20 protein-coding genes and 1 tRNA gene are annotated in these 16906 nt (G+C 64.6%); 17 read left to right on the top strand and 4 right to left on the bottom strand.

The annotated features are described in order from the left end of the window. Positions 1 to 121 precede the first annotated feature (121 nt). From FOS14_RS02205 to der, 6 genes are read left to right on the top strand one after another with little or no spacing between them, the layout of a single operon-like run. Entirely contained in the window at positions 122 to 1033 is a 912-nt protein-coding gene (locus tag FOS14_RS02205; protein ID WP_143768934.1) for a ParA family protein, read from the top strand. Further along, entirely contained in the window at positions 1030 to 1866 is an 837-nt protein-coding gene (locus tag FOS14_RS02210; protein ID WP_143768644.1) for a ScpA family protein, read from the top strand. Before FOS14_RS02205 ends, FOS14_RS02210 begins: the two co-directional genes overlap by 4 nt. Then, the gene (gene scpB / locus FOS14_RS02215; RefSeq protein ID WP_143768645.1) at positions 1859 to 2527 is read left to right on the top strand and encodes an SMC-Scp complex subunit ScpB; all 669 of its coding nucleotides are present in this window, start codon (positions 1859 to 1861) and stop codon (positions 2525 to 2527) included. Before FOS14_RS02210 ends, scpB begins: the two co-directional genes overlap by 8 nt. Before the next feature lie 39 nt (positions 2528 to 2566). After that, positions 2567 to 3529 carry a pseudouridine synthase gene (locus tag FOS14_RS02220; RefSeq protein ID WP_143768646.1) on the top strand — a complete coding sequence of 321 codons (963 nt, stop codon included), beginning with the start codon at positions 2567 to 2569 and terminating at the stop codon, positions 3527 to 3529. Positions 3530 to 3561: 32 nt separating this feature from the next. After that, entirely contained in the window at positions 3562 to 4224 is a 663-nt protein-coding gene (gene cmk / locus FOS14_RS02225; RefSeq protein ID WP_143768935.1) for a (d)CMP kinase, read from the top strand. Next, positions 4221 to 5633 carry a ribosome biogenesis GTPase Der gene (gene der / locus FOS14_RS02230; RefSeq protein WP_143768647.1) on the top strand — a complete coding sequence of 471 codons (1413 nt, stop codon included), beginning with the start codon at positions 4221 to 4223 and terminating at the stop codon, positions 5631 to 5633. Before cmk ends, der begins: the two co-directional genes overlap by 4 nt. A 76-nt stretch (positions 5634 to 5709) precedes the next feature. Here der and FOS14_RS02235 read toward each other — a convergent pair. Further along, positions 5710 to 5786 (bottom strand) — tRNA-Pro (locus FOS14_RS02235). Positions 5787 to 5849: 63 nt separating this feature from the next. Next, the gene (locus FOS14_RS02240; RefSeq protein WP_143768648.1) at positions 5850 to 7064 is read right to left on the bottom strand and encodes a protein kinase; all 1215 of its coding nucleotides are present in this window, start codon (positions 7062 to 7064) and stop codon (positions 5850 to 5852) included. A 287-nt stretch (positions 7065 to 7351) separates the two neighbouring features. On the opposite strand from FOS14_RS02240, the gene FOS14_RS02245 reads away from it, so the two are divergent. Then, positions 7352 to 7510 (top strand): antitoxin, encoded by a 159-nt coding sequence (locus FOS14_RS02245; RefSeq protein WP_143768649.1) that lies wholly within the window; start codon positions 7352 to 7354, stop codon positions 7508 to 7510. A gap of 373 nt (positions 7511 to 7883) precedes the next feature. Here FOS14_RS02245 and FOS14_RS02250 read toward each other — a convergent pair whose 3' ends face one another. Then, positions 7884 to 8642, bottom strand: a complete 759-nt coding sequence (locus FOS14_RS02250; protein WP_143768650.1) for a DUF2127 domain-containing protein — start codon at positions 8640 to 8642, stop codon at positions 7884 to 7886. A gap of 420 nt (positions 8643 to 9062) precedes the next feature. Between FOS14_RS02250 and FOS14_RS02255 the strand changes: the two genes are divergently transcribed. Next, positions 9063 to 9503, top strand: coding sequence for a flavin reductase family protein (locus FOS14_RS02255; RefSeq protein WP_143768936.1), 441 nt, complete (start codon positions 9063 to 9065; stop codon positions 9501 to 9503). Positions 9504 to 9508: 5 nt separating this feature from the next. Here the strand turns inward: FOS14_RS02255 and FOS14_RS02260 are convergent, their stop codons facing one another. Then, the gene (locus FOS14_RS02260; protein WP_143768651.1) at positions 9509 to 10273 is read right to left on the bottom strand and encodes a L,D-transpeptidase family protein; all 765 of its coding nucleotides are present in this window, start codon (positions 10271 to 10273) and stop codon (positions 9509 to 9511) included. A gap of 197 nt (positions 10274 to 10470) precedes the next feature. Here FOS14_RS02260 and FOS14_RS02265 point away from each other — a divergent pair, with 197 nt between their 5' ends. The 9 genes from FOS14_RS02265 to FOS14_RS02300 all read left to right on the top strand — a co-directional run bounded on the left by FOS14_RS02265 (position 10471) and on the right by FOS14_RS02300 (position 16810). Next, positions 10471 to 11844 carry an NADP-dependent succinic semialdehyde dehydrogenase gene (locus tag FOS14_RS02265; protein ID WP_143768652.1) on the top strand — a complete coding sequence of 458 codons (1374 nt, stop codon included), beginning with the start codon at positions 10471 to 10473 and terminating at the stop codon, positions 11842 to 11844. A 28-nt stretch (positions 11845 to 11872) separates the two neighbouring features. After that, entirely contained in the window at positions 11873 to 12040 is a 168-nt protein-coding gene (locus tag FOS14_RS24575) for a hypothetical protein (RefSeq protein ID WP_221936638.1), read from the top strand. Positions 12041 to 12042: 2 nt separating this feature from the next. After that, positions 12043 to 12657 carry a CoA pyrophosphatase gene (locus FOS14_RS02270; protein ID WP_185981575.1) on the top strand — a complete coding sequence of 205 codons (615 nt, stop codon included), beginning with the start codon at positions 12043 to 12045 and terminating at the stop codon, positions 12655 to 12657. Between the two features lie 25 nt (positions 12658 to 12682). Then, positions 12683 to 13732, top strand: a complete 1050-nt coding sequence (locus tag FOS14_RS02275; protein ID WP_143768653.1) for an SMP-30/gluconolactonase/LRE family protein — start codon at positions 12683 to 12685, stop codon at positions 13730 to 13732. Positions 13733 to 13743: 11 nt separating this feature from the next. Then, positions 13744 to 14370 (top strand): CDP-alcohol phosphatidyltransferase family protein, encoded by a 627-nt coding sequence (locus tag FOS14_RS02280; protein ID WP_143768654.1) that lies wholly within the window; start codon positions 13744 to 13746, stop codon positions 14368 to 14370. 80 nt (positions 14371 to 14450) lie between these two features. Further along, positions 14451 to 14849, top strand: a complete 399-nt coding sequence (gcvH, locus tag FOS14_RS02285; protein WP_143768655.1) for a glycine cleavage system protein GcvH — start codon at positions 14451 to 14453, stop codon at positions 14847 to 14849. Between the two features lie 179 nt (positions 14850 to 15028). After that, positions 15029 to 15511 (top strand): FHA domain-containing protein, encoded by a 483-nt coding sequence (locus FOS14_RS02290; RefSeq protein ID WP_143768656.1) that lies wholly within the window; start codon positions 15029 to 15031, stop codon positions 15509 to 15511. Continuing rightward, positions 15508 to 16233: a MerR family transcriptional regulator gene (locus FOS14_RS02295; RefSeq protein ID WP_143768657.1), complete on the top strand. Its 726-nt coding sequence runs from the start codon at positions 15508 to 15510 to the stop codon at positions 16231 to 16233. The genes FOS14_RS02290 and FOS14_RS02295 overlap by 4 nt, the downstream gene beginning before the upstream one ends. 85 nt (positions 16234 to 16318) lie before the next feature. Further along, complete coding sequence (locus FOS14_RS02300) at positions 16319 to 16810, top strand: bifunctional nuclease family protein (RefSeq protein WP_143768658.1); 492 nt, start codon at positions 16319 to 16321, stop codon at positions 16808 to 16810. Positions 16811 to 16906: the final 96 nt, after the last annotated feature.

Raw genomic sequence — 16906 nt, forward strand, 5'->3', positions numbered from 1 at the left:
GCAACACGAAACGGCGGGTGACCTCGAGATCTGCCAAAGCGTGTCCGACCACAGGATCGCCGTTGGCAAGCGGTAGCGTTATCCGAAAGTGACCAGGACACACAGGGAGCGTCAGACCGTGATGACACCGCAGCAACCCGCCGGGGTGAGCGGAGCAATAGCGGACGACGCCCAACCCGTTCCGGATACCGCAGAGCCATTGGGGCCCACCGGACGAGCGCTGCGTGACATCCCCGAACCGTCGCCGCTGACCAGCCACGGCCCGGCACGGGTCATCGCGATGTGCAACCAAAAGGGCGGTGTCGGTAAGACCACGTCGACGATCAATCTCGGCGCGTCGCTGGCCGAATACGGTCGCCGCGTGCTGCTGGTCGATCTCGACCCGCAGGGCGCACTCTCGGCCGGCCTCGGCGTCGCGCACCACGACCTCGAACTCACCGTGCACAACCTGCTCGTTGAGAACCGGGTCTCGATCGACGACGTCCTGATGCGCACCCGCGTCGACGGCCTCGATTTGCTCCCCAGCAACATCGACCTGTCCGCCGCTGAGATCCAACTCGTCAATGAGGTGGGTCGGGAGCAGACCCTCGGCCGGGCCTTGCATCCGGTGCTCGACCGCTACGACTACGTCCTGATCGACTGCCAGCCGTCGCTTGGACTGCTGACCGTGAACGCTTTGGCCTGCGCCGACGGCGTCATCATCCCGATGGAGTGCGAATACTTCAGCCTGCGCGGGCTGGCGCTGCTCAACGACACCGTCAGCAAGGTGCACGACCGGCTCAACCCGCGGCTGCACCTCGAGGGCATCGTCGTCACCATGTACGACGCGCGCACCCTGCACTCGCGCGAAGTCATGGGCCGCGTGGTCGAGGTGTTCGGCGACCTCGTCTACGACACTGTGATCAACCGGACAGTGCGCTTTCCCGAAACCAGCGTCGCCGGCGAACCGATCACCAGCTGGGCGCCCAAGTCGGGCGGTGCGCAAGCCTACCGGGCGCTGGCCCGCGAGGTGATCCACCGGACCGGCAAGTGACCGAGGCTGCAGCGCCCACAGCAGCTCCCAGCGAAGCCGACAACAACGCCGGATTCACGGTCCGGCTGCGTAACTTCGAGGGCCCGTTCGACCTGTTGCTGTCGCTGATAAACCAGCGCCGACTCGACGTCACCGAGGTGGCGTTGCACCAGGTCACCGACGAGTTCATCGCCTACACCAAGAATCTCGGCGCCGAGATGGAGCTGGATCAGACCACCGAATTTCTGGTGGTCGCCGCCACGCTGCTCGACCTGAAGGCAGCCCGGCTGCTGCCCTCCGGTGACGTCGAAGATCCCGAGGACCTCGCGCTGCTCGAGGCGCGTGATCTGTTGTTCGCGCGGCTGCTGCAATACCGGGCATACAAGCAGGTCGCCGCCCTGTTCGCCGAGCTCGAAGAGGCGGCGCTGCGCCGCTATCCGCGCTCGGTGGCGTTGGAGGACCGATACGCGGAGCTGCTCCCCGAAGTGATGCTCGGCGTCGACGCCGCCCAGTTCGCCGAGATTGCGGCCGCTGCGTTCGCGCCGCGCCCGATTCCGACCGTCGGCCTCGATCACCTGCACGACGTGCACAAAGTGTCGGTCGTCGAGCAGGCGGGCATTGTGCTGGGGCTCCTGCGCGAGCGCGGCGAGGGTCAGTGGATGTCGTTTCGCGACGTTGCGCGCAGCTCGGGCAACCAACTCGAAGTGGTGGCGAGGTTCTTGGCGTTGCTCGACCTGTTCCGGCAGAAATCGGTGGAGTTCTCCCAGGACGATCCGCTGGGCGAATTGCTGGTGTCGTGGACCGGCGTAGCACCGACCGCGGTGCATGCCGATGACGAGGAAGAAAATGACTGAACCAACTGCACTGCCCGACACGACGCCGACACCCGACGACGCCGAAGTTGTCTCAGCGCTGGAGGCGATGCTGCTGGTTGTCGACGCTCCCGCGCCGGCGGCGCAGTTCGCTGCCGCACTCGAGGTCGACACCGAACGCGTCGAGCAACTCTTGCGGGAAATGTCGGCGCAGCTGACCGAACGCCGCAGCGGCATCGATCTGCGGTACGTGGGGGACGGCTGGCGGCTTTACACCAGGAACGAGTTCGCTCCCTACGTGGAACGGATGCTGCTCGACGGGGCCAGGTCGAAGCTCACGCGTGCCGCTTTGGAAACGCTCGCGGTCATCGCATACCGGCAGCCGCTCACCCGTGCGCGGGTGAGCGCTGTTCGCGGTGTCAACGTGGACGGGGTAATGCGTACACTTCTTGCCCGGGGGCTGATTGCCGAAGCCGGCGTCGACCCCGAGACGACCGCGACGCTGTATTGCACCACCGAGCTGTTCCTGGAGCGGCTGGGGCTGGCGTCGCTGGCCGACCTGCCGCCGCTCGCGCCGTTGCTGCCGGACGTGGACCTGATCGACGAGATCAGCGAAAGTCTGGACACCGACCCCCGCATGAACCGGCTGCGCAAGTCGGCGGAGCCGGAGCAGCATGCAGCAATTCCGGACGACGAGGACTGACCGCCGAGAACACGGCGTGCGAAGAACGACAGGACAACAGTGAACAAACCCGCTCGCCGAGATGGCACACCGGATCACAAGAAGCGCTCCACCCGGAGCGGCGCCGCCGCGAAGGCGCGCTCAGGGCCGAAAGCGCAATCAGGGAAAGCCACAGCCCGCAAACAGACCCAGCAGGGGACCAAGCCGCATGCCGCGCCGAAGCTGAGCAACGCCAAGCCGGCCCGTCACCAGTACGTGGAACCGCGCGGACCGGAGAAACTGGCGGCAGGTGAGGGTGTGCGCCTGCAGAAGGTGCTCGCCCAGGCTGGCGTCGCCTCGCGACGCGCGGCCGAGGAACTGATTGCGCAGGGCCGAGTCGAGGTCGACGGCCGAATTGTCACCGAGCAGGGGCTGCGGATCGATCCCGACATCGCGGTGGTACGGGTGGACGGCACTCGCGTGGTGGTCAAGGAAGACCGCGTATATCTGGCGTTGAACAAGCCGCGCGGCTGGCAATCGACGATGTCGGACGAGCTGGGCCGGCCCTGTGTGGGCGACATCGTCGCCGAACGAGTCGCCGCGGGACAACGGCTGTTTCATGTCGGACGCCTCGATGCCGACACCGAAGGCCTGCTACTGCTCACCAACGACGGTGAGTTGGCGCACCGCTTGATGCACCCGTCGTACGAGGTGTCCAAGACCTACCTAGCGACCGTGCACGGCGTGGTCGGGAAGGGCCTCGGCAAGCAGTTGCGTGCCGGCGTCGAACTTGACGACGGAATTGCGAAGGTAGACAAGTTCTCGGTCCTCGAGTTGGCCGAAGGCAGGTCGCTGGTCAAGGTGGTGCTGCACGAAGGGCGCAAGCACATTGTGCGGCGACTGCTGGAGGCGGTGGATCATCCGGTGATTCGCTTGGTACGCACAGACATTGGATCAGTGGCGCTGGGCGACCAGCGGCCGGGGACACTTCGAGTGCTGGGGCGCAACGAAATCGGCGGCTTGTATGCGGCGGTGGGCCTGTGACCGGCAACGATTCACAGCGGCTGTTCGTCGCCATGGACGGACCGTCGGGTACCGGCAAGTCCAGCGTCGCCCGCCGGCTTGCAGCTCGCCTCGATGCCAACTATCTCGATACCGGCGCGATGTACCGCGCGGCCACCCTGCAGGTGTTGCGCAGCGGCGTAGATCTCGACGACCCAGTGGCGATCGCGGCTGCTGTCGTAGACCTGCCCCTGTTCATCGGCACTGAGCCGGACGGCGAGATCATCGAATTGGCAGGCCAGGACGTGTCATCGGAAATCCGCGGCGCCGTCGTCACGAAGGCGGTTTCGGCGGTGTCAGCTGTCGGACCCGTGCGCGAGCAGTTGGTGGACATGCAGCGCCAGCTCGCCGCGAAGGCTGGCCGAATTGTCGTGGAGGGTCGCGACATTGGGACCGTGGTGCTCCCCGACGCCGAGGTGAAGATCTACTTGACCGCCTCGCCCGAGGCGCGGGCGCGCCGCCGCAACGAGCAGAACATCGCGCAAGGCCGGGGCGACGACTATGAAGCGGTGCTCGCCGACGTGCAACGCCGCGACAACCTGGATTCGACGCGTGCCGTCTCACCGCTGCGGCAAGCTGAGGATTCCATCCTTGTCGATACCAGCGAACTCGGCATCGACGAGGTCATCGACGTATTGCACCGCATTGTGGCTGAACGGACAGGATCGGTGCGATGAGCGAGGAGAGCTTTGCCGGTGACGGCATCTGGTCAGACGAAACCGATTGGGCCTTAGCCGATCTCGGTGATCTGGACGATGCGGCCGAGCATGTGCCGGTACCGATGCTCGCGGTGGTAGGCCGACCGAACGTGGGCAAGTCCACGCTGGTCAACCGGATCATCGGCCGTCGCGAGGCGGTTGTCGAGGACGTGCCCGGGGTGACCAGAGACCGGGTGTCGTATGAGGCCAACTGGGCTGGGCGCCGATTCATGGTGACCGATACCGGCGGGTGGGAACCCGACGCGAAGGGGCTGCAGCAATCCGTTGCGCGCCAAGCTGAATTGGCGATGCAGACGGCCGACGCGATCCTGCTGGTCGTCGATGCGGTTGTCGGCGCGACCGCGACCGACGAGGCAGTTGCCAAGGTGCTACGCCGATCGAAAACGCCGGTGCTATTGGTGGCCAACAAGGTTGACGACGAGCGGATCGAGGCGGACGCCGCGGCGTTATGGTCGTTGGGCTTGGGGGAGCCCAAAGCGGTCAGCGCCGCGCACGGCCGCGGTACCGGCGACCTGCTCGATGATGTCTTGGAAGTACTCCCCGAAACCCCGCGCGAGGGTTCGGGTGTGGCCGGTCCGCGCCGAGTTGCGTTGGTAGGAAAGCCGAATGTGGGCAAGTCGAGCCTGATCAACCGGCTTTCCGGAGACGAGCGCGCAGTGGTGCACGACGTGGCCGGCACGACCGTCGATCCAGTGGACACGCTCGTCGAACTGGGCGGCAAGACATGGCGATTCGTTGACACCGCAGGCTTGCGCAAGCGCGTGAGCCACGCCAGTGGCGCCGAGTTCTACGCGTCGCTGCGAACCAAGTCGGCGATCGAGGCCGCCGAGGTGGCAATCTTGTTGATCGACGCGTCGGAACCGATCACCGAGCAGGATCAGCGGGTGCTTGGCATGATCATCGAGGCGGGCCGCGCGCTGGTGATCGCGTTCAACAAATGGGACTTGGTCGACGAGGACCGGCGCTACCAACTCGGTCGGGAAATCGACCGGGAACTGAACCGGGTGCCGTGGGCGCAGCGGGTGAACATCTCCGCCCGCACCGGTCGTGCGGTGCAGAAATTGGTGCCCGCGCTGGAAACGGCGCTCGATTCGTGGGACAAGCGCATTTCGACAGGTCAGCTGAACTCTTGGCTGAAAGACGTCATCGCCGCGACACCGCCGCCGATGCGTGGCGGGCGGCTGCCTCGGGTCATGTTCGCTACCCAGGCGGCCACCCGACCGCCGACGTTTGTGCTGTTCACTACCGGGTTCCTCGAGGCCGGCTACCGCCGATTCCTGGAGCGCAAGCTGCGTGAGGAGTTCGGATTCGAGGGTTCGCCGGTGCGGATTTCTGTGCGGGTGCGGGAGAAGCGGGTGCGGCGGTAGTTCTCCCGCCGAAACCATGGTTACGTATACGTTGTTCGAGAAGGCGTGTACCTAGCCATGATCTCGTCGACAACTATGGTCGGGCTGACAGGATTTGAACCTGCGACCCCCACACCCCCAGTGTGGTGCGCTACCAAACTGCGCCACAGCCCGTTGCCACCACATGAGGTGACCGGAGTAGCTTAGCGTGCCTTCGCGCGGAGCCCTACCGGGGCCTCACCAACGAAAGTTCGGCCCCGCTCCGCTCGCTGGCGCCCAGCACGGACCGTCCGGTGGCGGAGTGTGTTGGTAGCCGGGGTAACACGGCAGCACGTTTGGCGCCTGCGGCACCGGGGGTGCGGGGTTCTGTGGCGGCGGTGCAGGGTTGACGGCCGGCAGGCACGGCCCGTCGGGCGGCGGTGTGTGCGTGTAGCCGGAGTAGCAGGGCAGCACACCATCGGACGCGGGCGGCGGAGCCGGCTGAACCGGTGGCGCCGGCTCCGCCGATGACGGTTCCACCGGTTGTGCAGCAGCAGAGGTCGTCGCCGGGGGCGGCGGTGGCGGCGCGACCGGCGACGGAGTCGGCGCTTGGGTGGTCGTTGCGGGTGCTGGTGTGGTCACGGTGGCTGAATCGCCAGCCACTGTCGGCGACGATCCGCCGCCCGACACGAGACTGGCGAGGACCACAACGGCGACGATCACCACGAGCGCAACCCCGCCGAGTACCGCCAAATTTCGCCGCACCGCCGGTGATGGTGCGTTAGATGGCTTGTGTGACGGCGCGACGGCGGCGCGTGCCGCAGCGACGAGTTCATCAGTGGAGCGGTATCGCTGCGCCGCGTCGGTGGTGACGCCACGTGCTATTACCGCATCCAATCCGCTTGGCAGCGAACCAAGTGGCGCAGATCGACCAGGGAAGCGCCGCCCGCTGAGGCACTCGTACAACAGCGTGCTCAGTCCGTGAACACCCGCCGTGTCGCGAGGCTTTGTGGCGATGCCGACATCTGTTAGACATGCCATTCCATTGGCACGGACAAGAACATCGGCTGAATCCACTTCCGGAATGGGCAGTCCAGCCGCGCGCACGGCGTTGAGGGCAGAGGACAGTTGCTCGAGGATGTCGATCGACTCGGCAACCGGGAGCGGTCCCGAACGCAGCCTGGCCTGCAAGGTCTCACCGTCGGTGAGCGCGGTGACGATGAAGAGTCGGTTGCCTATTTGACCGAAATCGTGGATTGGCGCCACGTGCGGGTCGTGGATTTGCGCGGCCAGCTCAATCTCATGTTCGAACTCCCCGACGCTCAGATCGTCCTCGGCGGCCTCCGGTGCGAGCGCGCGAATAACCACGTGCTGACACGTCAGCGTATCGTATGCGGCCCAGACCTCTTGGCCGCCAACTGCATTCAGGCGCCGGTCCAAGCGGTACCGGCCGAATCGGGCTCCGGTTTGCATCCTTGCTCCCGAGTTTCGACGTCGACGACATTGCGCGCAACGCTGCGCAGCGGAGATCGAGACCCCCTGCTTCGGGCGATTCTATCGGCGGCGCGAATACCGACAATCACTGCCCGCCGTGACGAACAATGGTTGCGGAGAAGTTGCCATTCTCTGTCGCCTATGACGAAGGCCCCGTCGCATCCAGCGAAATGTTTAAAAAATTGCCACCTCGGGTAGTTGTCCTGATAGTAGCTGGTTGGCGGCACAAGGTCGCACAAACCGGACACTGCAAAGGAAGGAATGCGATGAACTTCGACTCGATCAAGAAGAAGCTGGGCGAGCACAAGGACCAGGTCGACCAGGGGTTGGACAAGGCTGCCGACGCCGCCAAGCAGCGGTTCGAAGGTCACGACGATCAAATCGACCAAGCAGTGGAAAAGGCCAAGGGCTTTACACAGGAGTAGCTCCGGCAGACGACAGCGAGCTGGCCGCTAACTGGCGGCCAGCTCGCTGTCGTTGCGGCCGTGGAGAAATGCCCGAATCGTGAGTATTGTGGCGAGTAAGCGAGAGTTCCAAATCGGTCGAGAAGGTGAGTTCGATGTTCTCGCTGCCGCCAAACGTCAGCGGCTTCGTTTACTGGTTCGTGTCAACATTCGACTCGTTCCCCATCTGAGTGCGTCGGGCATCGGTAGTCGGGACCGTCAGGGATCGCCGATAGCTGACTTCTTCAACTTCGATGCCCCACACCACCTCATGACGCGGGCGTCCGAATGGCACCCAACCGTCGGTCTCGTAGAACCGACGGGCGGATAGTCGCGAGCCCGTCATTATTCATTCTCACGCCGGCGATGCGGCAGCATCTTTGACACTCAGCAAGCTGTCCTGGCTACGTTCGCGCCGGTAGGCGGCGCCGCCGCCGTTGAGTCCGAAGAGGCGCTTGCTCCACAACAGCCACAGCACCGCCGCAATGTTGATAAGAAATGCGATCAGCTTGAACGCGGTCACGCGTTCGGTGAGTTCATAGACCTCGAGGGGAAGAAATACGCTGGTCGCGACCACGGCGAAGTACTCGCCCCACCGGTGTCCCAGCCACAGACCCACCGCTTCGACGAGTTCGATCAGCGCGTATCCGGCCAAAGCCGCGGCGATCCAGGCCAACGTGGTGGGTGACAGCGTGAATGCATGCTGGACGTCGCGGATGATTTTGGAATTGTCCGGATTCCAACCGATTTGGTTGGCCACTGGGCGAAGTACGGGCAGTTCGCGCTCGAACGCTTCCTGCAGGTGTGTTTGTGATCCGCGCACCCTGACGACACCCCAGGCCAGCAGCGCGAAGATGATCACGCGCAGCATCCGCTCGCAAGCGAGAAGCCGCATGATGAAGCGGTCCCGCAAGAGGCGCCCGCGCAGAATTTGCGGCGCGTCACTCGCCGGGCCGTGGCCCTTGGGTGGCCCGATGATGAAGTTCTCGCACCGTAGACACCGCCAGGCCTCGCCAGAGGTGGTGTTCACCAACAGGTGCTGTCGGTACTCGGGCTCGTCGGGCGCGAAGGTCGCATGACCGCGCCATGAGCAGGACCGAAGGGCGAAATCCATTCGGTCACTTTACAGCCGGCCCGCAGTGCGTGCATCGACTATTAGCAAGGGCGTGGACCCGCATTTCAAATGAGTGCAAATTTCGCGAAGGTCTCCACTACTTGCAATGACCGGGGCGTTATATCTAATCGATGACGGCGCCAGCTGAACAAACGGGTACCAGCTGAATCCCTATGCTAGTGGCGTGGACTCGGTTCCGTGGTGCACCGCACGCCAAGCTTTCTATTCCCATCTACCCAATAAAGGCAACAATTGAGAATTATTCTCCGGTCGTCGCGACACCTGTCGCAATTGAGCCTTCGAATTGGGTCATCCTGACCGGGCGCGTTACTTCACGCATTTGCGTGGTATGTACTGATAGTGACTTCCGAACCCGAAGAGAATGCCTTTCACGCCATTGCGGGCGACGTGGACTACCCGATGTGGGTGGTCACCGCGCGCGAGGCCGGTGAGCGGACCGGTTGCCTGGTCGGGTTCGCATCTCAGGCCAGCATCGACCCGCCCCGCTTCGTGGTGTGCCTGTCGATGGCCAACCACACCTATCGGGTCGCCAAGGACGCCGAACGGCTTGCGGTCCACATCCTCGGGCGTGACCACATCGAACTGGCCCGGCTGTTCGGTTCCGAAACCGGCGACGAGGTAGACAAGTTCGCCCAATGCGCTTGGCACGACGGGCCGGACGGACTGCCCATTCTCGACGCCGCAGCGGGCTGGTTCTGCGGGCGAGTCGTCGATCGCTTCCCCCTCGGCGATCACGTTGGCTTCCTCCTGGCCCCCTACGCTGGCGAGTCGCCGCGCACACCGTTGAATCCGGTGTCCTTCACCGACGTGCGCGACCTCGACCCAGGGCATCCCGCCTGAGTCGGTCAGCCGGTCACGATCACCGGATCGCCGATGTGCACATTGTCGAAGTACCACTCAGCATTTGCCGGGCTCAGGTTGATGCAACCGTGGCTCACGTTCGCATAGCCCTGCGAATCCACCGACCAGGGCGCGGAGTGCACAAATACGCCGCTCCAGGTAATTCGCACCGCGTCGTAGACGGTGAGCCGATAACCCTCCGGCGAATTGACCGGCACGCCGTACGTCGAGGAATCCATCACGATCGACGGGTACTTGGCCAGCACAGGGAAGGTGCCCCACGGCGTCTCATGACCGGGCTTGCCCATGGACGCCGGCATCGTCCGCACGACCGCCCCGTTGATGCTCACGGTGAACTCGTGTGAGGACGTGTTCGCCACGGCTACCAGGGCGGCGCCAGTCTTGAAGTGCGACACCGACCTTCCCGCCGAAACGGTGATCGCGCTGCTGGCGGGCCACCAGCTGGCGGGCTGCCATTGCAGCGTGGTGGCGTCGATCCACCGGAACTGGCCGCTCAGCGGCCCTGGCGCGTTAAGCGACACGGCATGCTGCGCCGCAGCCCGGTCATTGACCCGCGCGGCGTAGTGCAGCGTGATCGGCGCGGCCACCCCGACGACTGCGCCGCTGGCCGGCTCGATGGCCGTAACGGCGGGGAGGCCGGGTGGCGGCGCGATCGCTCCGGCCGGGCCGGCCAGCCCCACCGCGAATGCCGCACCGAGTACCGCCGCGGCAGTGCTTCTGATAGTGATCGCGAATCTTGCTATCCACATCTCGGACCAGCCTTTTCGCCGCCTGCCTGACGCTAATCTCCAGTTAAGCACTGCGGAAAACAGATTGGCAGGGGTGCGGCGCCCTTTAATGATCATTTTTCGCCGTGGCTGCCACCTACGCCGCATCGTGGCAGGCTGGGAAATGTCGGCAACGTCAGCGTCCGCGACGGGCGGGCACGGGTAGTGAGGAGTGCGGGTTGTCTATCGCAACAATCAATCCTGCGACAGGGGAGACGGTGCAGACCTTCACTCCCGCAACCAGCGACGAGATCGAGGCCGCGCTCGCCAAGGCGAGCGACCGGGCGGCGACGTACCGAAAGACCAGCTTCGCCGATCGCGCGTCCTGGATGCAGGCGACGGCCGATCTGCTCGAGGCGGAGGCGGACGACGTTGCGGCCATGATGACGTTGGAAATGGGCAAGACGCTGGCCGCAGCAAAGGCGGAAGCGCTCAAGTGCGCCAAGGGCTTTCGCTTCTACGCCAGCAACGCCGAAGAGCTGTTGGCCGACGAACCCGCCGACGCAAAAGCAGTGGGCGCGAGCCAGGCATACGTGCGCTACCAACCGCTCGGCGTCGTGCTCGCCGTGATGCCGTGGAATTTTCCACTGTGGCAAGCGGTTCGATTCGCCGCTCCCGCGTTGATGGCTGGCAATGTCGGCATTCTCAAGCACGCGTCGAACGTCCCGCAGTCGGCGCTGTACCTGGCCGACGTCATCCGACGCGGTGGTTTCCCCGATGGCTGCTTCCAAACTCTGCTCATCGGCTCGGGCGAGGTGGAAAAGATCCTTCGCGATCCGCGGGTGGCCGCGGCGACGCTGACCGGCAGCGAACCGGCGGGGCGCGCGGTCGCCGCGGTGGCCGGTGACGAGATCAAACCCACCGTGCTCGAACTCGGCGGCAGCGACCCGTTCATCGTGATGCCCTCGGCGGACCTCGACCGCGCGGCCGAAGTGGCGGTCACCGCGCGCGTGCAGAACAACGGTCAATCATGTATCGCAGCAAAGCGTTTCATCGTCCACGCCGACGTTTACGACGATTTCGCACAGCGCTTCGTCGAGAGGATGGCGGCTCTCAAGGTCGGCGATCCCACCGAACCCGACACCGACGTGGGGCCGCTTGCCACCGAGCAAGGGCGCTCCGACGTCGAAGCTCTCGTCGACCACGCGGTCGCGGACGGGGCAAAAGTGCTGTGCGGCGGCAAACGACTCGACGGTCCCGGCTGGTATTACCCGCCGACGGTGATCACCGACATCACTAGGGAGATGGAAATCTTCACGGCCGAAGTGTTTGGGCCCGTGGCGTCGCTCTACCGGGTGGACAGCATCGACGACGCACTCGAGATTGCCAACGCCACCACGTTCGGCCTGGGATCGAACGCCTGGACCAACGATGCGGGCGAGCAGGAGCGGTTCATCGACGAGATCGCGGCGGGTCAGGTGTTCATCAACGGCATGACGGTGTCCTATCCCGAACTGCCCTTCGGCGGGGTACGGCGGTCGGGTTACGGCCGCGAACTTTCCGGCCACGGCATCAAGGAGTTCTGCAACGCCAAGACGGTGTGGGTCGGGTAGCCCGCGCGCACGCCGGTCAAGCAGGATGGTGACCACCGCAACCGATGGGAGAACCATGTCGCTCAAGCAGGACACCGCTGTTGCCATCCTCAGCGCCATCAAGCACGCCGCCGAATCCGGCCTGGCGACCAGCGAAGGCCTGAAGTGCCTGGCCGAGGCCTACGCGACTGTCGCCGACTACGCCGAGTCCGACTGAGGGTGGAGTCCGCGCCCATCCTCACCGCAGATCAGATCCGCGCTGCGCTGCAAGAGTTCTCGCCGCATTCGGCCGGCGTCGGCACTGCCCGTGCGGCAGCGGTATCGGTCGCTGTCGGCACCGATGCCGCCGGCGCGACCGCGTTCCTGCTGACGCTGCGACCCGACGAAATGCGGGCGCACCCCGGACAGTTCGCGCTGCCCGGCGGCCGGGTGGAACCGGGGGAGACCGCCGTTTCCGCCGCGCTGCGCGAACTGCACGAAGAGGTCGGCCTCCGTGCCTCGAAAGACGACGTGCTGGGCCGTCTCGACGACTATGTGACCCGGTCGGGTTACGTAATCACGCCGTATGTGGTGTGGGCGGGTGATCTGACGGCCGCGGTGGCCAACCCCGCGGAGGTCGCGACGATTTTCCTGCCGACGATGGCCGAACTCGACGCGGAGCCGCGCTTCATCCAGATACCGGAGTCGCCGCGACCGGTGGTGCAATGGCCGTTTCGGAAATTCCTGATCCATGCGCCGACCGGTGCCATGATCTATCAGTTCCGGGAAGTGGTGCTCCACCATCGCCCCACTCGCGTCGACCACCTGGATCAGCCAGTATTCGCCTGGCGTTGAACACGACGAACGGATGGACGTTCCTATGGGAGTCATGTCGAGCACGCTCGACAAGCTGAATCGTGCTGGGGTGCACCCGGTCGCGTGGCATCCGCCCAAGCCGCCGCCGTTGACCGGCGTCCTCGCGCCTAATACCGCGCTCGACGCGGCCCAGCGGTGGAAGTTGCCGGCCGGGGAGGGCCCCGAGGATGTCGCCGTGGATCCGGATGGCCACGTCGTCACCGGCGGTGTGGACGGCACGCTGTGGCGGTTCGATTCCTCGGGCAATGCCGAGGCGATCGTGAACACCGGCGGACGCCCGTTGGGCGTGGAAGTGCTCGACGACGGTCGGTACCTGGTTTGCGACGCCGAGCGCGGGCTGCTGCGGATCGATGACGCCGGGCGCATCGAGGTGCTTGCCGACGAAGCCATCGGACGCCGGATTCTGGCGTGCAACAACTCTGCCATCGGTCGCGACGGGATTGTCTACTTCAGCGACTCCTCGGCACGGTTCCCGATCGTCGAGCACACCAAGGACATTTTGGAACACGGCGGCACCGGACGGCTGCTGCGGTTCGACCCGAAGTCGGGGGAGATGGACCTGCTTGCCGACGGGCTCAACTTCGCCAACGGCGTTGGGTTGGCCAACGACGAGTCCTATGTGCTGGTCGCGGAAACGGGGTCCTACCGGATCACCCGAGTCGAGCTGACCGGGCCGAGATCCGGGGAGGTCTCGGTCTGGCATGACAACCTGCCCGGCATTCCGGACAACATGGTGTCGCAAACCGCCGCGGGAATCTTCTGGGTGGCTTTGTACAGTCCACGAATGCCGTTGCTCGATCTGGTCGCGCCCTATCCCGCGCTGCGCACGCTCACCGCCAATCTGCCCGCGTTCCTGCAGCCCACTCCGCCGCATCGCGGCTGGGTGCTGGGCCTGAACTCCGATGGTGACATCGTGCACAGCTTGCAGAGCTCCAAGGGTGGCTACGCGCCGTTGACCGGTGTACGGGAAGCCGACGGCTGGCTCTATCTCGGCAGCCTCACCGCCGACAGCATTGCGCGGGTACCTGTGCCGACTGCGAGTGCGGGCGCGTGAGCGAGCAAATCATGGGGAACAGCAGCGAGCGAGCCACCTCCGCGGAAGCCCCGCCGGCCACCCGGTCGGAGCGAATTCTTACGGTGCCCAACGTATTGAGCATCATTCGGCTCATCGGCGTGCCGGTCTTTCTCTACCTACTGCTGGTGCTGAAGGCGGACTGGTGGGCGTTTGCGCTGCTCGTGCTCAGTGGGGTCACGGACTGGCTGGACGGCAAACTCGCGCGCCTGCTGGGCCAAACGTCGCGGCTCGGGGCGCTGCTCGATCCTCTGGTCGACCGCCTGTACATGGTGACGACCCTGATCGGTTTCGTCATCAGGGGCATAATTCCGTGGTGGATCGCGGCCCTGCTTATCGGCCGGGATTTGGTGTTGACGCTCACGCTGCGGGTGTACCGGCGGCGCGGTTTGCCCCCACCAGATGTCATCTACCTGGGCAAGGCCGCAACCTTCGCGCTGATGGCGGCCTTCCCGTGGATGCTTGCCGCACAAGCGGATTGGCCGGGGGCGACCGGCGCGGGCGCTTTCGGGTACGCGTGTTTGGGCTGGGGCTGTGCGGTGTATGTGTGGACGGGAATTCTCTACCTCGGCAAAGCGATTGCCGTCGCGCGAGAGATTCCGGTGGCTAGCCCGCGCTGAGCTGAATCAACAGTGCGACACTCAACCGAACTCGTTACGACCTGACCGAACCCAGTGCTCACCGAAAGGATCCAATCACCGTGAGTGAAATCCCTGCTGACCTGCGCTACACCTCCGAGCACGAATGGGTGCAGCGCACCGGGCCGACGCGGGTGCGAGTGGGCATCACCGACTATGCGCAGGAACAACTTGGTGACGTCGTGTTCGTGCAGCTTCCGTCCGATGGTGAGCAGGTGAGCGTCGGCGACTCTTTCGGCGAGGTCGAGTCCACCAAGAGTGTTTCCGACATCTATGCTCCGATAACGGCGAAAGTCGTTGCCGTGAACGCAGATTTGGAAAGCAGCCCCGAATTGGTGAACTCCGACCCGTACGGCGCGGGATGGCTCGTCGAGCTGGAAGTCGACGGCGAGGACGCGCTGAATTCGGCCCTGGGCGATACGCTTGACGCCGGTGGCTACCGCGATGTGGTGGGTGAGTAACTAGCGCTGCGACGACGCACGAGCAGTATCCCCGCGACACCCGCAACGCCACCTGTGCCGTCTGCCTGCACGCACAGCCTCGGGCAGGGTACGGTCATGAGAAACGCTTTGTGCCGTATGTCGGGGCCCTTCGCAGGGATCTGCGTAGCTCGGATAATTCGGACTGAGGAGGAGATACGGTGAGCCAGAACGAAAATCAATCGGCCTATGGCGAGAGCGCGGCGGAGACCACGTCGGTCTTCCGGCCGATTGGGGAGAACGACGTCCCGGAGCCACCGACGTCGGAACAGCCCGTTTCTGGGGTCGAGGGTCTCCCGCCTGGTTCTGCGCTGCTCGTTGTCAAGCGCGGCCCGAACGCGGGTTCCCGGTTCTTGCTGGACCAGCCGACCACCTCGGCGGGCCGCCACCCGGACAGCGACATTTTTCTCGATGACGTCACGGTGAGTCGTCGCCACGCCGAGTTCCGTCAGGACGACGACGAATTCCAGGTGGTGGACGTGGGCAGCCTCAATGGCACCTACGTCAACCGTGAACCCGTCGACTCCGCGGTACTGGCCAACGGCGACGAGGTGCAGATCGGTAAGTTCCGTCTGGTCTTTTTGACCGGCCCGCGCGGTGGTTCGCAGGTGAACGAGTCATCGGCGGGTGCAGGTAGCCAATGACGGCAGTCGGGCAGACCGCACGCGGGGGGATGTCGATTGGCTCCGTACTCGATCAACTGCGGCCTGATTTCCCCGACATCACCATTTCGAAGATCCGGTTCCTCGAGTCGGAGGGATTGATCAGCCCGGAGCGCACGCCGTCGGGCTATCGGCGTTTCTCCGTGGCTGATTGCGAACGGCTTCGGTTTGTCCTGACCGCACAGCGGGACCAGTACTTGCCGTTGAAGGTCATCAAGGAGCAACTCGAGGCCATCGACAGCGGTGTCGCGACACTCGGTGTGCCGCGCGATCGCAGCGCGCGTCCGCGCTGGTTGTCTCAAGTTTCGCCGGAGGAGTTCCGCAGCGACAGAACGGTCCGGTTCTCGCGCAACGACCTGATCGAGCGGTCCGGTATCGACGAAACGTTTCTCACCGAACTCGTCCGCGCCGGGCTCATCGTCGCCGGGCCGGGCGGGTTTTTCGATGAGGACGCGACGGCGTTGGCAGCCTCTGCGAAAGCGATGTCCGAATACGGCCTCGAGGTCCGGCATTTGCGGGCGTTCAAGCTGGCCGCGGACCGGGAGGCCGCGCTGGTGGCGCAGATCGCCGGACCCATCGCCAAGAGCCGCGACGCCGGCGCCCGGGACCGCGCCGAAGAGATGGTTCGCGAGTTAGCCGCGTTGTCGCTGGCATTGCACACGAGTCTGGTCAAGTCCGCGGTGCGCTCGGCACTGGATCACTAACTCCTCGAAGGCTTCCCCGGCTTCGCCTAGACTCTGTATAGGGCCTTTTGGAAGGCTTCCGTGTCGAGCGCTGGAGGCAGTTTCGATGAGCGAGATGCGCGTTGTCGGTATTCGTGTCGAGCAGCCGCAAAATCAACCTGTGCTGCTGCTTCGCGAGACCCACGGAGATCGCTATCTGCCGATTTGGATCGGGCAAACGGAAGCGACAGCCATCGTGCTCGAGCAGCAGGGTGTGGAGCCCGTGCGCCCGCTCACCCATGACCTGATCAAGAACCTGATCAAGGCGCTCGGTCACACCCTCAAGGAGATTCGCATCGTCGACCTGCAAGAGGGCACGTTCTACGCGGACTTGATCTTCGATGACAACCTGCGGGTGTCCGCGCGGCCGTCTGATTCCGTCGCTATCGCCCTGCGCGTCGGCGTGCCGATCTACGCCGAGGAATCGGTGCTGTCGGAGGCCGGGCTGGTGATGCCCGACGAGCGGGAAGACACCAGTGAACGCGAGGAAGAGGTCGAGAAGTTCAAGGAATTTCTCGAGTCTGTATCGCCCGATGACTTCAAAGCGACAGACGGTTGAGTAACGGTTCAATCTCACCCTCAAGTTTAGGTTGAGAGCGCGGGCGCGTCGGATTGACCGGCTTATGAAGTCCTCATAGCGTTCACGAGCGAGTAG

The organism is Skermania sp. ID1734 (assembly GCF_007489285.1).
Lineage (GTDB): Bacteria > Actinomycetota > Actinomycetes > Mycobacteriales > Mycobacteriaceae > ID1734.

Coding starts and splice junctions, on each gene's coding strand:
- FOS14_RS02260 (WP_143768651.1), bottom strand. CDS start 10,273: ATGTGGATAGCAAGATTCGCGATCACTATCAGAAGCACTGCCGCGGCG.
- FOS14_RS02255 (WP_143768936.1), top strand. CDS start 9,063: ATGTGGGTGGTCACCGCGCGCGAGGCCGGTGAGCGGACCGGTTGCCTG.
- scpB (WP_143768645.1), top strand. CDS start 1,859: ATGACTGAACCAACTGCACTGCCCGACACGACGCCGACACCCGACGAC.
- FOS14_RS02245 (WP_143768649.1), top strand. CDS start 7,352: ATGAACTTCGACTCGATCAAGAAGAAGCTGGGCGAGCACAAGGACCAG.
- FOS14_RS02295 (WP_143768657.1), top strand. CDS start 15,508: ATGACGGCAGTCGGGCAGACCGCACGCGGGGGGATGTCGATTGGCTCC.
- FOS14_RS02205 (WP_143768934.1), top strand. CDS start 122: ATGACACCGCAGCAACCCGCCGGGGTGAGCGGAGCAATAGCGGACGAC.
- FOS14_RS02275 (WP_143768653.1), top strand. CDS start 12,683: ATGGGAGTCATGTCGAGCACGCTCGACAAGCTGAATCGTGCTGGGGTG.
- FOS14_RS02280 (WP_143768654.1), top strand. CDS start 13,744: ATGGGGAACAGCAGCGAGCGAGCCACCTCCGCGGAAGCCCCGCCGGCC.
- der (WP_143768647.1), top strand. CDS start 4,221: ATGAGCGAGGAGAGCTTTGCCGGTGACGGCATCTGGTCAGACGAAACC.
- FOS14_RS02240 (WP_143768648.1), bottom strand. CDS start 7,064: ATGCAAACCGGAGCCCGATTCGGCCGGTACCGCTTGGACCGGCGCCTG.
- cmk (WP_143768935.1), top strand. CDS start 3,562: ATGGACGGACCGTCGGGTACCGGCAAGTCCAGCGTCGCCCGCCGGCTT.
- FOS14_RS02250 (WP_143768650.1), bottom strand. CDS start 8,642: ATGGATTTCGCCCTTCGGTCCTGCTCATGGCGCGGTCATGCGACCTTC.
- FOS14_RS02300 (WP_143768658.1), top strand. CDS start 16,319: ATGAGCGAGATGCGCGTTGTCGGTATTCGTGTCGAGCAGCCGCAAAAT.